The 19,096-nt window shown below is 43.2% G+C and carries 11 protein-coding genes; 4 read left to right on the forward strand and 7 right to left on the reverse strand.

The features are described 5' to 3' along the window. Positions 1 to 354: 354 nt before the first annotated feature. Both BT_RS21095 and BT_RS21100 read right to left on the reverse strand, forming a co-directional pair. Positions 355 to 3,324, reverse strand: coding sequence for a glycoside hydrolase family 2 protein (locus tag BT_RS21095; protein ID WP_011109155.1), 2,970 nt, complete (start codon positions 3,322 to 3,324; stop codon positions 355 to 357). An 87-nt stretch (positions 3,325 to 3,411) separates the two neighbouring features. After that, on the reverse strand, positions 3,412 to 7,707 hold the full coding sequence (locus tag BT_RS21100) for a hybrid sensor histidine kinase/response regulator transcription factor (protein ID WP_011109156.1): 4,296 nt from the start codon (positions 7,705 to 7,707) through the stop codon (positions 3,412 to 3,414). Between the two features lie 344 nt (positions 7,708 to 8,051). Here BT_RS21100 and BT_RS21105 point away from each other — a divergent pair, with 344 nt between their 5' ends. Next, on the forward strand, positions 8,052 to 9,365 hold the full coding sequence (locus BT_RS21105) for a right-handed parallel beta-helix repeat-containing protein (RefSeq protein ID WP_011109157.1): 1,314 nt from the start codon (positions 8,052 to 8,054) through the stop codon (positions 9,363 to 9,365). 112 nt (positions 9,366 to 9,477) lie between these two features. Here the strand turns inward: BT_RS21105 and BT_RS21110 are convergent, their stop codons facing one another. From BT_RS21110 to BT_RS21125, 4 genes are all read right to left on the reverse strand, one after another. Then, a complete protein-coding gene (locus BT_RS21110) occupies positions 9,478 to 10,128 on the reverse strand; it encodes an HAD family hydrolase (protein WP_011109158.1) in 651 nt (216 codons plus the stop codon). Positions 10,129 to 10,201: 73 nt separating this feature from the next. Then, the gene (locus BT_RS21115) at positions 10,202 to 11,878 is read right to left on the reverse strand and encodes a glycoside hydrolase family 43 protein (protein ID WP_011109159.1); all 1,677 of its coding nucleotides are present in this window, start codon (positions 11,876 to 11,878) and stop codon (positions 10,202 to 10,204) included. A gap of 164 nt (positions 11,879 to 12,042) precedes the next feature. Next, positions 12,043 to 13,275, reverse strand: coding sequence for a DUF4861 domain-containing protein (locus BT_RS21120; RefSeq protein WP_011109160.1), 1,233 nt, complete (start codon positions 13,273 to 13,275; stop codon positions 12,043 to 12,045). A 151-nt stretch (positions 13,276 to 13,426) separates the two neighbouring features. After that, entirely contained in the window at positions 13,427 to 15,043 is a 1,617-nt protein-coding gene (locus tag BT_RS21125) for a glycoside hydrolase family 28 protein (protein WP_011109161.1), read from the reverse strand. A gap of 349 nt (positions 15,044 to 15,392) precedes the next feature. Between BT_RS21125 and BT_RS21130 the strand changes: the two genes are divergently transcribed. The 3 genes from BT_RS21130 to BT_RS21140 are packed head-to-tail and all read left to right on the forward strand — an operon-like array spanning position 15,393 to position 18,009. Beyond that, positions 15,393 to 16,250 carry an enoyl-ACP reductase FabI gene (locus BT_RS21130; RefSeq protein ID WP_008759864.1) on the forward strand — a complete coding sequence of 286 codons (858 nt, stop codon included), beginning with the start codon at positions 15,393 to 15,395 and terminating at the stop codon, positions 16,248 to 16,250. A gap of 6 nt (positions 16,251 to 16,256) precedes the next feature. Further along, positions 16,257 to 17,264: a GldB family lipoprotein gene (locus BT_RS21135; RefSeq protein ID WP_008759865.1), complete on the forward strand. Its 1,008-nt coding sequence runs from the start codon at positions 16,257 to 16,259 to the stop codon at positions 17,262 to 17,264. A gap of 40 nt (positions 17,265 to 17,304) precedes the next feature. Continuing rightward, entirely contained in the window at positions 17,305 to 18,009 is a 705-nt protein-coding gene (locus BT_RS21140; protein WP_008764403.1) for an SAM-dependent methyltransferase, read from the forward strand. Here BT_RS21140 and BT_RS21145 read toward each other — a convergent pair. Then, positions 17,975 to 19,096, reverse strand: a complete 1,122-nt coding sequence (locus tag BT_RS21145; RefSeq protein ID WP_008764404.1) for a hypothetical protein — start codon at positions 19,094 to 19,096, stop codon at positions 17,975 to 17,977. The two genes, BT_RS21140 and BT_RS21145, sit on opposite strands and share 35 nt — an antisense overlap.

Consider the following 19,096-nt stretch of genomic DNA (forward strand, 5'->3'; position numbering starts at 1 on the left):
CTTAATGTTTCCAAGGTATGCTGCTTACATTAAGAACAAAGCCCGGTAACCTTAATATGCAAGCAAGGTTTGATTAATCTGTTAAGTCGGTTTTATGTCTTCGTTCCATGTTCATGAACCGTTCGGCTCACGTACGTAAACCCAATGGCTCATGTACGTAGACTGATGGGACCACGTACATGAAACAATCTATTGTTACTGACCGGATACATTAATCTAGCCTGCATAATAGCTTACTGAACGGTTCATTGACGGTTGTTTCTCCGTACTAATCTTTTGTTCCTATGGGGCAATATGGTTTTTGTGACACCTTCTTTTACATATCTCCTTTATGGTGGGAGAAAATGTTTTATTCTATTTGATTGCTTCCAGAAACTCTATTTCAATAATTCTCAGATTAGCATTATTCTTGTTCGCTTTTGCTTCGAGTTCCATATCATTTGCTGCTTTTGCCGCAACTTCAGTGATCTGTCCGAAAGCATCCTGATCGCTGGTATTACCTTTCAGACGGATGGTAATTTGTTTGGAACGTACCGGCTTTTCCACATTAAGATGAACATACCCCAAGCTTTTATTCGTATCTCCACTCCAGATCATAGTATTGCCGGCAAACACTTCCAAAGGATAACTGCGTGAACGCCATCCATTCAATTTGATACAGATATCATCTATTGCAGCTTCTTTTTCGAGCGTATATGTAATCCATGCGGTGCTGAGCTTGCCGTCATTCATCCATTCGCTTCTTTCATTATCGTCGAAGCTTTGGTTTACAGTCTCATTGTTGGCTCCGGCTTTGGCGGATACAATACGTATATCACGTTTTGTGTCTTTGTAAGATGGGGTAAGGGGAGTCTTTCCTTTATCCAGATTACCTTTCAGAGTCATCTGAGGCAAATAAGTACTCAATCCGTTGCTAACTTTGACGGGAAGGGTTTCTAATGTAATTGTAGCGCTGGGGAGCCCTTCTGCCTTAGCGGTCAGAGTGATCTTGCCGGCTTGGGTAGTGCTGCGGATAAGAGCACGGTTAATACCACATTCCACAGGGAGACTGGTATTAAGAATATAATTGTCTTTTCCTTGTGCGATGCCTCCGCGCCATTCGGCATTCCCTTTCAGGTCGAATTGAATGGTACGGTTGTCAAGCGGACAGCGTTTCCCATCCTTATCTACCACTTCTACCTGTATTAATGCCAGGTCGGCTCCGTCCGCGTGGAATCCTTCCGGATTTTGTATCGTTGTCAGTTTCAGTCCGGCAGGTTCACCAACCGTGCTTACAGCATAGCGGCTTATTTCCTTACCGGCCTTGTTGTAGCTGACTGCTTCCAGTTTACCGGCTTTAAAAGCCACATTGTCAAAGGTGAACAGGAAATTGTATTCGCGTTTGCCTTTTCCTAGTGACTGACTGTTCAGGAACAGTTCCACTTCTTCACCTGTAGAAACGACATAGACCGGTTTTACTGTATTTGCGGGATAGTTCCAATGACCGATGATATAGGTATTGTCTTCTTCCGTATCTACCCATCCGTTCCACATGACCTGATGTGCAAAGAAAGCATCTTTTTCGATGCGCATAGGGTCCGTTACTCCACTTCTGCGATAGTTTTCTTCACCACGGTGGTGTGTGTTGGTATCCGAGAAAATGATTTTGGCCCCTCCGGAACTGACTCTGCGACCTGTCCCTGGACGCTCACGCCAATAATCATACCAACAGCGGATCATTGCTATCGCCAGCATGTCCTGATTGTGATTGTAGTCTGTTGCAGGTTGGTTACGATGTAACGGTCCGTCTCCTTCTTTGTGGAAAGGATAGCTGTATTCATCCCAATATTTTCTCAAACCTTCATCACGACAATATTCTGTAGCCCACATCGGGTGATGTTCACTCTTGTTGATATAAAGCATTTCTCCGCCATATTCGGCTTCACGGATGTCCAGCATCTCACGAGAGCCGATAGCACGTCCGCCAAAAGGATCGTATTGATCACGGATAGCTTTCATTTCTATCATGTGCTCTCTGCTGATACCTTTGTTTCCACATTCATAAAATAAGATACTTGGATTATTACGGTTGTAGATAATCGCATCGCGCATTAGTTCTGTACGCTGATCCCATTGGCGTCCTGTACGGTCTTTCTCGGAATCTCCTGCCGGCATTGCTTGAATCAGGCCTACACGGTCGCAGGACTCTACGTCTTGTTTCCATGGGGTAACATGCATCCAGCGTACCAGATTACCATTGCCTTTTACTACCAGGCCATTGGAGTAGTCACTAAGCCATGCCGGAACGGACAGGCCTACCGCCGGCCATTCATTACTGGTGCGCTGTGCATATCCTTTCATCTGGATCACACGATCATTCAACCATATTTTGCCTTCTGCAAATCGTGTCTTGCGAAAACCTGTACGAGTACTTACTTCATCAAAGACTTGATTCTTATTGTCTTTTAGAATCGTCTGGACAGTATAAAGATACCCATATCCCCAACTCCAGAAATGGAGATTATTTACTTTGGAAGCAGCTTTCACTACCCTTGTTTCGCCACCTTGTAAGGTTACTTTCTCACCTTCGAAGCTTTTCACCTGTTTGCCGTCAGCATCCAGCAAGACCACCTGGTAGCTAAATTGGCGTGGTTCACGACTGTCGTTTTTTACTTCCGATTCTGCATGGATGGTGGCAGTGCGTCCTTTTACGTCGATGTCTTTAGCATAAATATAAACTCCGGTAGTTTTCAGATTACTGTATAAAGGAAGAGTCTGATACACTTCATCTGTAACGTACAAGAATACATTCTTGGGCAGACCACCGTAGTTTGCGTTGAAGTTACGGTCGTTCCACTGGAACTTGGAGTTAGTACTTTTTTCGCGATACATCCAGTCATTGTCCGTACGTACTGCCAGTACATTGTCACCTTCTTTAATATAAGGTGTCAGGTCGAAGCCTGCCGCCATTACTCCGTTTTCGTGCTTTCCCAGATATTGTCCGTTCAAATAGAAGTCACCGGCTTGGCGCACTCCTTCAAATTCGATGAATACTTTTTGTTTTTTACCGGAAGCCGGAATCCGAAAGTGTTTCCGATACCATACCACTGTGTCCGTCAGCTGTTCGATGGACACTTTGAAGGCTTCATCTTCATTAAAGGCATGCGGTAAAGTGACCGCTTTCCACCGGCTATCGTCGAATTGAGATTGTTTAGCTTCGGGAAAGTCTCCGATTTGCAGACGCCATTCACTGTTGAAATTGTATTTTTTGCGTTCGAAAGCGTGACTATCAACAATAGCCAGCACTGCAAACAGAAATACAAATAGAAAGAGTTTGTTTCTCATGATTTCTTAATGATTAATTTTTCATTGGCAAAGAAAGTACATCAATGAAAGAAACACCCCTTAAATTAGTACGGAAAACCTGTAAGATCATACGTCGGCATCATTTATGGGTTCATTTTCATCTTCAGACAGCTTTTTCCGATAGGCAGATGGAGATACCCCGAATTGGTTCTTGAAACATTTACTGAAGTAGAACGGATCGTTGATACCTACGCTATAGGCGACTTCGGCTATGGTGAGATCTTCTGTCAATAACATTTCAGCAGCCTTTTTCATCCGCATGACACGTAAATATTCGTAAGGAGAATAACCGGTCACTCCCCGTACTTTTTTATAGAATACAGTACGTCCTAGTCCCATTATTCCGGCAAAGTCATTGACCGAAAAATCGGTATCGGTCATGTGCTCATTCAATACTTCATTCAGCTTTACCGAGAACTTCTGATCCTTGTCATTGGTACAGATAATGGAATGAGCCAATCCCGGTTCGTTAGAATATTTTTGGCGCAGTTTATCCCGTAGCTCGATTAACTTGAAGATTCTTGCCAGTAGTAAAGAGACATTGAATGGCTTCGTGATATACGCATCAGCTCCGGATTCAATTCCTTCCTGATATTTCTCTTCTATATTGAGGGCAGTCAGTAATATGATGGGGATATGGCTGGTGGTAAATTCATTTTTAAGTTTGCGTGTCACTTCAAATCCATTCATTCCCGGCATCAGAACGTCACAAACAATTAAATCAGCATCATACGTACTTGCTTTTTCAAAACCGGATGTTCCGTCAGCAGCTACTTCAACTTCAAAGTAAACTCCTATTTCTTCTCTTAGGAATTCACGGATATCAGTATCATCTTCTATAATCAAAACTTTGCGTTTGTTCAAAGGATCGACAGGAGGCTGGAAAGTATCCTCTGACGTTTCATTTCTGAGAAAATCTTTGGAGTGCTGTTCCTCTTCTTCGGTTAATAACTGATTGGGAATCAGGAAATCTTTCTCCTGATAGATATCAGAATTAGTCGGCAATAGGACGGTAAAGACAGAACCGCCTCCCTCATTTTCATCATAACTGATATTACCTTTATGTACCTGTACCAGTTCGTGTGTCAAGTGGAGACCTACTCCGACACTGCTATGAGAGAAACTGCTTTGCATGAAACGCTTGAACAGTTCAGAACGTTTTTCTTTGGGTATGCCGATCCCGTTATCTATGACTTGTATACGAAGCTGTTGCTTGTCTTCCTGAATATCTATTTTGAATATAATCTTTCCGTTAGAAGGAGTATACTTGAAAGCATTGGATAGGAGGTTGTAGGTAACCTTGTCTAAATTGCCTTTATCAATAAACATTTTATAAGCAGGTTGTGACGGCTCAAAACTGAAATCGATGTTTTTGGACTCGCTTGTATCCTTGAAACTCAGGAAGATTTCATAAAGGAAAGCAATGACGTCCGTCTCTTCCAAAGATAAGGCCAGTTTGTTTTTCTGCATCTTTCTGAATTCAAGTAGCTGATTGATGAGGCGTAACATTCTCTGAGTACTTTTATCCATGGTTTTTAAAGGACGTTGCATCTCTTTGGGAGGATTCTCTATATTGATTAGCTTGTTGAGAGCACCTTGAATCAGAGTAAGCGGTGTACGGAATTCGTGGGATATATTGGTGAAGAATTCCAGCTTATATTCGGTCAATTGCTTCTCAACAGCGATGCGATTGCGTAATCTGTTGAATTTTCGTATGATATGGAAACTGAAATAACAGACGATTCCAATGAATACCAGATAAATCAGATAGGCCCAGGTCGTCTGCCAGAAAGGAGGAGCTATGACAATCTCCATAGTACTTTCTTCCCCCCATACGCCGGCTACATTGCAGGCTTTCACTTGCAACTGGTATTTACCGGGAGGAAGATTACGGTACGTTGCCAAATTTTGTGCTGAAGGGATGCTCCATTCCGAATCATATGGAGGCATCCGATAAGAATATTTGGATGCTCCGCTTAAAAAGTTGAATGTTGAAAAGGCAATGACAAATGAATTTTGATAATGTTTCAAGTTTAACTGTCCTGTATAGGACATGGTTTCGTTGAGAGGGGAATCATCCATACCGGGCAACATATGCGCTCCATTGATGTGAAGCCCTGTGAATACGGTCGATGCAAGTTTTTCCATGTTTTCCACTTTATTGGCATCGAGAACTACCAGGCCGTAGTTCGTACCGAAAAGTAATCTTCCGTCAGCATTTATGCAAGCGGTATTTTCAGAGTATACATTCCCTAGTGTATGTGAAGAAAAATAATAATTCTCTATTTGCTTGGTGGCGAGGGTGAAGCGGGAAATGCCATATTCGGTCGCAATCCACATTTTGTTGTCCTGATCTTCAACAATCGACTGTATGACTCCGTTGGGCAATCCGTCTTTAATACTATAACAATCGAAAGTCAGATGTTGGTAGTCATTTCCCGGATAGCAGATGGCAAAGCCTGCTCCCGTTGTTCCAATCCACATATTTCCTTCATGATCATTCACCAGACAGCGGATTTCATTGCTGGGGAATGTTTCATTGACATGATTGTAAAGTACGTAATTCTTGGGGGAGTTGATCAGTGAGTCCGGATGGAAGATATAAATACCGTTGTTGGTACCCACCCACATCATACCGTTGCGGTCTTCCTGTATGACGCGTACCCGTTTTTCTCCATAACTGTCTTGAAAGAAATGCTTGAATTGATAACCGTTGCCTGTTTTGACAGCCAGATTCAATCCTCCGCCAAATGTTCCTATCCACATCCGCCCTTTGCGGTCACGGTAGATTAAGTAGACATTGTCGTTTGATAAGGAGTTATTATCCTTACTGTTATATCGGTACCATTGGTCAGCCCCGATACGTAATCCTATACCACGCATACCCAACCATAACTGTCCTTCATTATCTTCGCACATACTGTATACGTTATGTGTAAACTTCTCTCTACGAAGTATATTTTTCAGGTCGGCATCATATTCATATAGGGTACCCATGCGGTTTGCCATATATACATTACCGTTTTTGCCACGTAAAAGCATACGTATCGTGTTGGAGCGGTCAGAAGCATCTTCGCCATTCGGATAGATACGTAACGTTCCTTTATTCAGAATCTCCAGATGAGATAATCCGGAGAATTCGGAACTCACCCAGATACCCCCGGAACGGTCTTCAATGATATATTGCAGATAATTGGAATTGATATGGCTGGAGTGACTGACTTCAAAAGTGAAGTGCTGCAGATCGCCGGTATTCAGATCGTAGGCAAAGAGTCCGTTTCCGTAAGTCGTAATCCAGATGATATCCCGTGAATCATGAATGATAGAGTAACGTTCTACATCGATATATCCCAAATGCTCGGATGAAAGAAACTGAAAATGTTTGATGTCGCCAGTGCTGGTATTGACATACCATACGTTGCCGGTATAGTTGTGTACCCATGCATTCCCTTTATTGTCTCTGGTGACGTTACCGTTTTTAATATTCAGGCGGGAGAACCGGCGCAGCTTTCCCGTAACGGGATCTAGGATGTAACTGCCAGTGGCGGTAAACATCACCCATTGATGTTGCAGGCGGAGGCTTCCGGTGATTACACCTGTATCTCCGAGTTCGGTTAATGAAGCGATTTTCTCCAGTCGGTTATTGGAAAGAGAGTGGCGGTAGATTTCTTTTTTTCCGGTAATGATGCAGGTATATTGGTCATAAGAAAAGATATGTTCCCAGCTTTCTCCCTGTGTATCCATTGCTTCCAGTTTGCCGTCATGGTATTTCCATAATCCTTGCTTGGTTCCTATCCATACATGTCCGGGGCTGTCATTGCTTTCGTAGACAAACAGTACCTTGTCAGAAGATAGGTTGCCTAATTCTTTTTTGTATGCCTGCGACGAGAACTGGCCATCCTGATAGACGACACGACGGCATCCGTTATTGTTATCCCACAACCAGATAGACTGGTCGGATGCAATGATTTTTTTCGAATAGCTCTGTTTGTATTCTCCGCAACCGGTGAAATCGACGAAGCGCCCATGTTTTAAATCGTAACAGCTATATAAAGAAGAGAGGGTGGCGATCCATAAAAAACCGTTAGAGTCTTCTTCCATATTCCGGATGCGTGGGTCGGCCAATGAAATCGGCAGATTAGGGTCCGGGTAGATACTGACAAAAGAGTTGCCGTCATAATAGCTTAATCCGTTGACGGTTCCCATCCACATAAATCCCTTGCTGTCCTGAAACATATATCGGATTGAATTATTCGCCAGTCCGTCACCGGTGGTCAGTTTGTTCGAACGTATCTCGACAGATGCATGTACTGAACTGAGATAGAAAGATAAGAATGCGAATATCAGCAGTGCATTTTTCATATTTGATTTCTACGATTCTACATTATTATTAATGGTTACAAAGTTAATTTTCTTTTTAGAATAGAGGATGTAATAGCGTACGGAAAAACAAAGAAACGATGTATTATCGTTCATTCTTGATGTAAATCTCAGGTGAAATACGATTTTCTAGGCTTTGTGTACGCATGTACATTCTAAACTATAAAGAAAGCTGTAATTTAGCGGCATGAAAACGGTAACTGGAAAAAACTTCCGGTTACAGAATATTTGTTTAGAGGTAGAAGATAAGAGTCAGGTAATAAAGAAGCACATTAACAACAGTAAAATGGAAATCAGTTTTCAATAGGTTTTTAAATATAAGCATAATGAAAAAGCATATAGGTATTAGTCTTTTTTTTATGGGGTGTTTCCTGTCTCTTTCGGCTACGAATTATTTTGTAGCTACCAATGGTGATGATTCAAATGCGGGCACGCTTGACAAACCTTTCGCTACTTTACAAAAAGCGCAGTCAAAAGTCGTTCCCGGAGATACGGTATATATTCGCGGAGGCGAGTATCGGATACGGGAAGAGCAGATGATGGGAGGAGATCATTTGCGCGCTTATGTTTTTGAAATGAATAAAAGTGGCACTCAGGCCAAGAGAATCTGCTATACAGGTTATCAGGATGAACGTCCGATATTCAATCTGGCTGAAGTAAAGCCGGAGGGTAAACGGGTATCTGTCTTTTATGTATCAGGCTCTTACCTCCATTTCCGCAATTTTGAGATTATCAAAACACAGGTTACTATCCGGGAGCATACTCAGTCGGAGTGTATATACAATCAAGGTGGAAATCATAATATTTACGAGAATCTGGCGATGCACGATGGCATGGCTATTGGTTTTTATTTGGTGCGGGGAAGTAATAATCTCGTACTGAACTGTGATGCTTATAATAATTATGACCCTGTATCTGAGAATGGTACCGGTGGAAATGTGGATGGCTTCGGTGGGCATCCGGCTTCTGCCTCCTATACGGGAAATGTGTTTAAAGGATGTCGGGCCTGGTACAACAGTGATGACGGTTTTGATTTGATAAAGGCACAAGCAGCTTATACGATTGAAGATTGCTGGGCGTTTTATAATGGATATAAGCCCGGAGGATTTGTGGGTGCGGGAGATGGTACAGGGTTTAAAGCGGGTGGCTATGGTATGCGCTCAAAAGTGAAGATGCCGAATGAGATTCCACACCATGTAGTGAAGAATTGTCTGGCATATAAAAACAAGAACAAAGGATTTTATGCCAATCACCATTTGGGAGGAATTTCCTGGTTCAATAATACCGGTTATCAGAATCCGTCTAATTTCTGTATGCTGAATCGTAAGTCTCCCGGAGAAATAGTGGACGTGGACGGATATGATCATATTATTCGGAATAATTTGTCATATAAGCCGAGGGCTGCAGGAAAACATATTGTCGATGTGAATCGGGAGGAATGTACGATTATCAATAATTCTTTTCTTCCTGTAGATATGACCGTAGGTGAGGATGATTTTGTGAGTTTGGATCCTGCTCAGTTAACATTGCCTCGCAAAGCGGATGGAAGTCTGCCGGATATTGATTTTCTGAAGTTAAAAAGAAATAGTAAATTATATGATGCGGGAACCGGTTTTCAATTCTCTGCGCAGAATCTTTAAAATATTGTTCTGTTATTGAAGAAAAATAGCTGCATGATAGATCTATGTTGATATAATCCGCATAGATCTATCGTACAGCTTGAAGAATGAGATCTTTCTGTAGATTCAGATATTAGAGAATAAGACGTTTGATCTCCTCAGCGGTATCTACAATATATTGAGGACTGAATTCTTCCAGTTCGGCACGTGGGCGGAATCCCCATGTTACTCCACAAACTGTCACTCCGGCATTAGCAGCCGTTTGCATATCCACGCCGGAATCACCCACGTACAGCACTTCTTCTTTGGTTACTTTGGCAACTTCCAGAATATCGAATACAACGGTTGGATCGGGTTTAACCTTTATCCCTTCACGTTGCCCGAACACAGCGGTAAAATGGATTTCCGGAAAATAATGGTCAATCAACTTTTGGGTGGCTGCCTGATATTTGTTGGAAGCCACAGTAATTTGAATACCTGCATCCTGTAAGTATGAGAGTAATTCCGGAATACCGGGATAAGGGCGGCTGTCATCGGCATTATGAATGTCATAGTAAGGGACGAATTCCTTGCGTACGCGCAGTACATTCTCTTTGGACTTTTCTCCTTCCGGCAAGGCACGCTCAAAAAGTTTGTCGATGCCGTTTCCTACCATGAAGTTATATTTCTCGATCTCATGTGTGGGATATCCTAACTTATTCAAGGCATAATTTGTACTGTGTGCAAGGTCGGCAATGGTATTCAGTAATGTACCATCCAAATCGAAAATGACTAGTTTCTTCATTGAACTTCTTGTTTTTTTATGTTAATCCTGTTTTCCTTTCTTTCTGCTTACAAAGATAGGAATAAAAAACGAATCATTTCCTTGTAATTCGGAACCAGTCTACATCTGTCCATCCTCCATCATTGGTAACAATAGCCGGACGGGTACAGAACATGCCGACTTTGGCGCCAATCCATTGTCCCTCCCTTGCCTGAAAAGGGTTGCCTAATGGCAAGAACTTCTTTCCGTCAAGGCTATAACTGAAGTTGCATATCACAATGAGGTCGTTACCTCCTTCACTGGCTTTAATTTTCTTGCCGTCGCAACTGAAACGTACCTTTAGGTATACCGTGTTTTGGGTAAGACCGACAGAAGAGTTTACCTGTTCCGCTTCTCCTTTATCTGCTTTTTTACATTCAATTTGAGACAGCACAAGACCTTTGTCCGTATTTTCCAGAATCAATCCTGCATAATCCCTGCCCATTACTACCAAACCTGTACGTTCACCTTTCAGTTTGGGATTAGGCATGAAGGTCAGTTTCATTGTGGTGGTGAAATTGTCCGAAGGAGTTTTTTGCAACAACAGATTAGCTACATCCCACAAATTCTTATAATCCGCTACTACCGGATAAGAGTATAGTCTGACATAACTTTTGTCTCCGGCATAATATGCCCATTTCTCATTGATATTAGCGTGCCACTGCCATTGCGGAGAGAGTATATATCCGTCGAATTCGTCGCTTTCTTGCGGTGTACAGATGGGATATATCTTTCCTACATTCGGCTTTTTGTAGGTCATTACCGGTTCGCCGCAACCGTCACCATCTTTGTCGATACCGATTACAGGCCAGTCATTCACCCACTTCATCGGTTGCAAGTGAACAAGGCGACCATAAGCGCCTACATCCTGAAAGTGGAAGAACCAGTCTTCTCCGGAAGGAGTGTCTACCCAAGCTCCCTGGTGAGGTCCATTGACGGGAGAATCACCCTGCGCCAGTACAGTTCTCCATTCATAAGGACCATACGCATTTTTAGAACGGAGTACTACCTGCCAACCGGTTGGCACACCGCCTGCCGGATGGAAGATATAATAATAGCCGTTCCTTTTATAAAACTTCGGGCCTTCACACGTCTGGTGTGCTTCGTGACCGTCGAAGATAATGCGTGAGGGGGTGATGGCTTTGGTCGCTTCCTTATTCAATTCACAGATGGTGATTACACTTTTCAGTCCGGCGCGGCTTCCTGCATAGGCGTGTACCAGATATACTTTTCCGTCTTCATCCCAAAGCGGGCAGGTATCGATGATTCCTTTTCCCGGTTTAACCAGAACAGGTTCCGTCCACGGACCTTGCGGGTCTTTGGCTTTTACCATGAAAGCGCCTTGGTCCGGGTCTCCCCAGAAGATATAAAACTCTCCGTTATGGTGGCGGATACTGGGTGCCCAGACACGGTTGCCGTGTTCCGGACGTTCCGGTGTTTCAATAGGGGTGAGGGCATAGGGAACAGCAGCTCCGATAATCGTCCAGTTCACTAAATCCTTGGAATGTAGAATCTGCAATCCCGGCAGACAGTTGAAGCTGGAAGAAGTCATATAGAAATCATCTCCTACGCGGCAAGCGTCCGGATCGGAATAATCGGCATAGAGCACCGGATTCTTGTATTTACCATTTCCGAGATCGGAAACCCATACTTCGGATACATAGTTTTTCTGTGCTACCGCAGTGAAAACAGTTAGCAGGCAAAAAGCTAAAGTCTGTGTCAATCGTTTCATGATATAGGTATAATAGTTTGATATTAAAGATTCAGTTGAAGTCTCTCAATGGGGCAAAGGTAAAAAAAAGACTCCGCACAAAGGAGTAATAATTGTGCAGAGTCGGTATAAAAACTGGTAAATACTCCAGTATTTGATTGTTTAACTGTATTTGTATGCTTTGTTTAATGAATATCTTTTATTTTGACCGTTACCGGATGTACCAATTCTTCTTTCCATTCGCGGAGATAAGCGAACCATGCTTCCGGTGTCTTATAGCCGAAAGTTTCTTTCATGGAAGTGAAAGTGGTGTGATACTGTAAGTATTTGCTTCCCGGAGATGTGATGGTGTAGAGGTAGTTGTCTTTGTCTTTCTCTTCCGATTTCACATATCGTTGGGGAATGCAGGTCCCAAGACCTACTGTTTCTTTGGCATATTTCACGGTATCGTTTACCGGCCAGTCTGTTCCCCAACTGCCGACAAGCCCTTTGTGATCCGAGTAAGATTCTGCGGTACCGACAATATCCTGAACGCCTGTACAGAACACTTCGTTCTTAATCGGCTCGTCGAAGAATGCCTCGATACGAAGATCACGGTGTCCGGCATAGAGTGTGTAACGGGTCATCATGTCCAATTCCGCATTTTGATATTTCCAGCCTGTCACTTCGATTTCTGCGATGACACGCACCGGACCGTAAGAGATGATACGTTCCGTACGGGTAGCCACCGGAGTGATATGAGTTGCTTTCTTTCCGTCCCATCCTTTGAAAGCACCCGGACCGCAACTGTCGAATACCCGGAGGACATCGTCACCGAATCCTCTTGCTAACTGTTCGTCAGTAGGGTAGAACTGAGATTCTTTGATTTCCAGTCCTTTATTGAACTTACCGTAGATATCCGGTGTCTGTTTTTCGTTAAAGTAAAGACGATAGCCTACCAGTTCCGATTCCAGTACAGGACCATGAGGACGGACCATACTATATATATTACTTGTACCAGGGACAGTGATTGCCTGTACTGACTGATGCTTTCCTTTTCTCGGGTCAGCAATGAACATTTCCGCATAAACCCGTGCCGGATAGGTTTTCGTACTCTTTTCAGAAGACAGGGTTACCTGAAATGTTTTTCTTCCGTGAGCAGGGAGGCTGGTAACGAATGCCAGTTCATCCATCTTACGGTCTCTGTTCAGGTCGTCCAGCTGAGAAGGAATTTCAGTGCTTCCTTCCATTACTACGGCAGACTTTACTTTAAATCCGGTATGCAAGTCACGCAAGTTGATTACTACCGGTTCATCCGTCTTGGCACGGTTCCAGTTATTGTTTACTTCTACAGTAATGGTTTTCTCCTGTTTTTGAGCCCAGGCGGACAGAGAGCAGCACCCGACAAGGAGTGTGATGATAAAAATATTCTTCTTCATGATTTTAAGGCATGATATTATACGTCGTATTTCTTTCTGCAAAAGTAATTGAAAAAATAGCAGACCGGCTTATCTTTGGAAGATAAATTAGTCTGCTATTTGAGCTTTTTACTCTATATAATGATTTTGTGGTTTTCTGTGGTGGAATCTCTTATTTGAAATTCAATATCTGTCCTTTGGCGTCAATCTCTTCATAAGTCTCTCCATCGACTTTCAGATTCTTGGCGCTTTTGACATTCAGTATATTCTTTCCTTTGGTTGATTCTACATAAATATTTTCGAGTGTGACACCGTCTACCTGACTGATAACGACTCCGTCAGTAGCTTCCGTCATCACAACATTCTTCACAGTTACGTTACGGATAGGCATTTCCGGAAGTCCGTTGAAGAACATCGCACGTCCCGAACCTCTGCAAATGACATTTGATATATGAATATCACGGAACGCAGGAGTCTCTTCGGTTACAGGAGGAATCGCCGTCTTCATACGGCTCAGCAGATCTTCTTCCGATTCTTCTCCGGCTCCTTTGCCACCATAGAACAGGTCGAAAAGTAACGGTTCGTTCGGTATATTGATCATATTGATGTTATTGATATAGATGTTTTCTACAACACCGCCACGTCCGCGGGTACTTTTGAAGCGCAGACCTACATCTGTTCCCAGGAATGTACAATCTTCTACATAGATATTCTTCACACCACCGGACATTTCACTGCCTACTACAAATCCGCCATGCCCATGTAATACCGTATTATTCTTTACGATTACATTCTGGCAAGGTTCTCCGCGGCGGCGGCCGTTCTCATCTTTGCCCGATTTGATACAGATGGCATCGTCACCCGCATCGAATACACTATTCAGGATCAGTGCATTCTTGCAAGATTCCAGATCGAGTGCATCTCCGTTCTGAGAATACCAGGGATTGATTACCTGAATATTATTCACTGTAAAGTCTTCACATGACAACGGATGCAGACACCAGCTCGGTGAGTTCTTGAAAGTAACTCCTTCCAGCAAAATCCTCTTGCTTTTCACGAAATTCAGTAATACGGGGCGCAACCATGCACGGATTTCATTCCATTCTTCGTCCGTGTTGATGCCTTCGGGCACATTGAAGTCTTTGCAGGCCATTGCACCTTTCAGCGAACCGGCGGTAGGATACCATATTCTTTCCTGTTCATCGAGTACACCACCCGATTTTACCAGTTTATTCCATTGCGAAGCTGTTAGTTTTTCCTTCTTCACCGGGCGCCAGCAGTCTCCGTTTCCGTCAAATATTCCATATCCTGTGATAGCGATATTCTCTGCATTACGAGCAGAAATCGGTGATTGACAGCGGCGTGTTTCCAATCCTTCGAAAGAAGTGGGGATGATAGGATATGCTTCAAAGTCACCGGTGAAGAGTATCAGGGCATTGCGTTCTGTATAAAGATTCACGTTGCTGAGCAGTTCGATAGGTCCGGTCAGCCAAGTGCCTTCTGGGATGATAACTTTACCTCCGCCACGTTGGTTTACTTCTTTTATAGCATCGTTGATTGCTTTCGTATTCAGGGTCATCCCATCCCCCTTGGCTCCGAATTTAGAGATATTTACCTCATAAGCAGGAAAAACCGGCTGCTGTACTTTCGGCATTTCGAAAGGTAAATTCTGGTAAATGGTGTCATCTATTGCGTTTTCGCTTATTGCGCACTCACTTTGTTTGCATCCCGAGACAAACGGCAAACAACATACGACCATCCAGAGGAGTCTTCTTGTCATTGTGTTCATTTAGTAACTTTTCTATAGGGTTATACATTTATTGTTTTTCTGGTATTCTCTTTCGATTTCTAAGATGGCTTCTCATAACTCTTATCTCCCTCCGCAGGCGACCTCTCGCAGGCAGCCTGCCGGAAAGGAATAAGACAAATTCATGTTAACCTAATTCTAACCTTAAAATAAATATTATGAAAAAACCTCTTAATTATCATTGGCAAAGATAAGGGGGAAACTTCAGGCAGATGTGGAGTTATTGATAGAATACGTGTATTTTTTGTCATTTATGTCTAATATTTGCACACTTCTCGTGTTTTTATGCAGAAAGATACTATCTTTGCACAAAATTTAACTATTAGAAGATATGAGTAACAACTTGTTGAAAGGAAAAAGAGGAATTATCTTCGGTGCACTGAACGACCAGTCTATCGCCTGGAAAGTAGCAGAGCGCGCCGTGGAAGAAGGTGCAACTATTACATTATCAAATACTCCGATGGCTATCCGTATGGGTGAAGTCAATGCATTAGCTGAAAAACTAAACTGTCAGGTAGTGCCGGCAGATGCCACCAGTGTGGAAGATCTGACGAATGTATTCAAGACATCTATGGATATATTGGGCGGACAAATTGATTTTGTATTGCACTCTATCGGTATGTCTCCTAACGTGCGCAAGAAACGTACTTATGATGACCTTGACTATGGAATGTTGGACAAGACATTGGATATTTCGGCTGTATCGTTCCATAAAATGATTCAGTCCGCCAAGAAACTGAACGCTATTGCGGAATATGGTTCTATCGTAGCTTTGAGTTATGTCGCTGCTCAGCGTACTTTTTACGGCTACAATGACATGGCAGATGCTAAAGCCCTGCTGGAATCTATCGCACGCAGTTTCGGGTACATCTACGGTCGTGAGCATAGCGTACGTGTGAATACGATTTCACAGTCGCCTACCTTTACTACTGCCGGTTCGGGAGTGAAAGGTATGGATAAGCTGTATGATTTCGCTAACCGTATGTCTCCGCTTGGAAATGCAACAGCTGACGAATGTGCGGATTATTGTATCGTGATGTTCTCCGACCTTACCCGTAAAGTGACTATGCAGAACTTATTCCATGACGGTGGTTTCTCCAGCGTAGGTATGAGTCTTCGTGCAATGGCTACTTACGAAAAAGGACTGGATGAGTACATGGACGAAAATGGTAATATCATTTACGGATAAAAGGTTATGAAACTACGGATCTCTCTTCTTACTATATTAATAGGTATGCTTTTCGCCTCCTGCGGCTTAAGCACAGGAAAGGTTGCGGAGCAGAAGGAAGAAGGGATTTCTGTTCTGAGATACGATAAGCTGTTGAGCGAATATGTTCGCTCCAACAGCTTTTCCGCTATGCAGAAACTGACAATGGACTATCGCCAGCCGACAAAGATTCTGATAGAAGATGTACTGTCTATCGGTACGGTGAAGGACGACACCATTTCTCAGCGTTTGCAAAAATTCTACTCGGATAGCACCTTGCTTCGTTTGCTGAGCGATGTAGAAGCTAAATATCCCAATCTTGACGAAGTAGAAAAAGGACTCACCAAAGGATTCCGGAAGCTGAAGAAGGAAGTCCCCGATACGAAAATACCATTTATTTATTCGCAGATATCCGCATTCAATGAATCAATCATTCTGGTAGATACATTGCTGGGAATCAGCCTCGATAAGTATATGGGAGAAGACTATCCTCTCTACAAACGTTTCTACTATGACTATCAATGTACCTCGATGCGTCCGGAACGGATTGTGCCGGATTGTTTCGCATTCTATCTCCTTAGCCGTTACGAAATGAACTATCATGAAGGTACTTGTCTGGTCGATCTGATGATGCATTCCGGCAAAATCAATTATGTGGTGCAGCATTTGCTTGGTTATGACGATATTGGTCAGGCAATGGGATACTCCGATCAGGAGAACGAATGGTGCAGGAAAAACGAAAAGGATATCTGGGAGTATATCTGTGCAAACGATCATCTGCACGCACGTGACCCAATGGTGATCCGCTACTATATGAAACCGGCGCCTACTGTTGATATGCTGGGAGGACAAGCCCCTGCATTGATCGGTTCGTGGGTGGGAGCACGGATTATAGCATCCTACATGAAAAAGCATAAAGATCTTAAAATAAAGGATCTGCTGGAACTTACCGATTATCAGAGTATGTTCGAAGAGTCCGGTTACCTGAAACTCTAGCCCATACCTATTACTTATTACTTATCACCTATTACCTAAAGTGGAAACTGCTCTTTACCTGTTGCCCGTTACATTGGGCGATACACCTCTTGAACAGGTGTTACCTTCTTATAATACGGAGATTATTCGTGGTATCCGGCATTTTATTGTCGAAGATGTTCGTTCTGCCCGTCGCTTTCTGAAGAAGGTTGACCGGGAAATTGATATTGATTCGCTGACTTTTTACCCTTTGAATAAGCATACTTCTCCCGAAGATATATCCGGTTATCTGAAGCCTTTGGCGGGTGGAGCCTCGATGGGGGTGATTTCGGAGGCGGGCTGTCCTGCCGTTGCCGATCCGGGAGCAGATGTGGTTGCCATTGCCCAGCGCCAGAAACTGAAAGTGATTCCTCTGGTAGGACCTTCCTCTATTATTCTTTCTGTAATGGCTTCGGGATTCAATGGACAGAGCTTTGCCTTTCATGGCTATCTGCCGATAGAACCGGGAGAACGGGCTAAGAAACTGAAAACACTGGAGCAGCGTGTCTATGCTGAAAGTCAGACACAGCTATTCATCGAAACTCCTTACCGGAATCATAAGATGATAGAAGATATCTTGCAGAATTGCCGTCCGCAGACAAAACTATGTATTGCTGCCAATATAACTTGCGAAGGCGAGTTTATACAAACCCGCACGGTGAAAGACTGGAAAGGGCATATTCCCGAATTGTCTAAGATTCCCTGTATTTTTCTCTTATACAAATAACATCTTTCAGGTGTTCGTATTCATCTTCGAAGCAACTGCTGAAAAAGCCTTTGCCCATATTTTCTTCTATCTGCTTGAAACTCCATAGCTTACTGTTCTTGAAGCGGGGAGTGCAAAGGATAGAATCATCTTTGATATCGACGATGAAAAGATAGATGAGCCGGTTGGTTGCTTCATTCTCGAAGTGATAGACAATGTTAAACTCTGGCTTGAAGTCTTCCGTTGCGTGTGGAAGCGCATTGTGCACCAAGCGGTTTACTCCTTCGGTGAGGGACTCACCATAACGGAGATAGCATTCCATCGGTATGTCAGTTTTCCCTTTATCAAGGATGGCATTCATCGGTCTGTCACAAAGAAACAGCATCCCGTGAGTAGATACGGCTATTCTTATGACCGGATTGATATAGGCATTCTTATAGTTGAGTGCTTCTATGGCAAGACTTCTTCCGATGACATCTCCTTTCGTATTGACTATGGGCACGTATTCCGTGTGCGACATCAGATGGTTGAAATACCGGATAGCAATCTGATTGAACAGGATACTCATCACAAATACGACAGGGGGAAATACCTTATAAAGTATCACCATACTTGTCTGGCTTAAAGGGTCCTGACTGGCAACGACAATACTGATAATAATAAAATGCAGGATACCGAAGATCAATGCAAAACGGGCCGAAACAACTGCCGCCTCTGCTCCTTGCGCATACAAGCGCTTATTGCAGGAGCCTATCTGTCTCAGAAAGTGGTTGATAAATCTCTTTTTATGCATATAGAGTATCAGCATCGGAATGAGGATACTGACTTCCAGGGTAAGAGGCAGAGCACCTGGCGGAACATAGTCACCGGGAATCAAGGCTGCAAGTGACAGCAGTGCCAGCATTCCGGTGGCAATATAAAGAATAAAATTAGGAATTAGCGCACCTTTACGGTGTAGTAATAGGTATATCCCTACAATACCTATACCAGTACCGATGTAAATAGCCGTGTCTTGCGTTATAAATTCACACAATAAAATGGAAATAATAACGGGGATAAAACCCAATGACATGTTAAACGCGGAAGAAAGTGTTCCTTTATGATCCAT

This window comes from Bacteroides thetaiotaomicron VPI-5482, assembly GCF_000011065.1.
GTDB lineage: Bacteria > Bacteroidota > Bacteroidia > Bacteroidales > Bacteroidaceae > Bacteroides > Bacteroides thetaiotaomicron.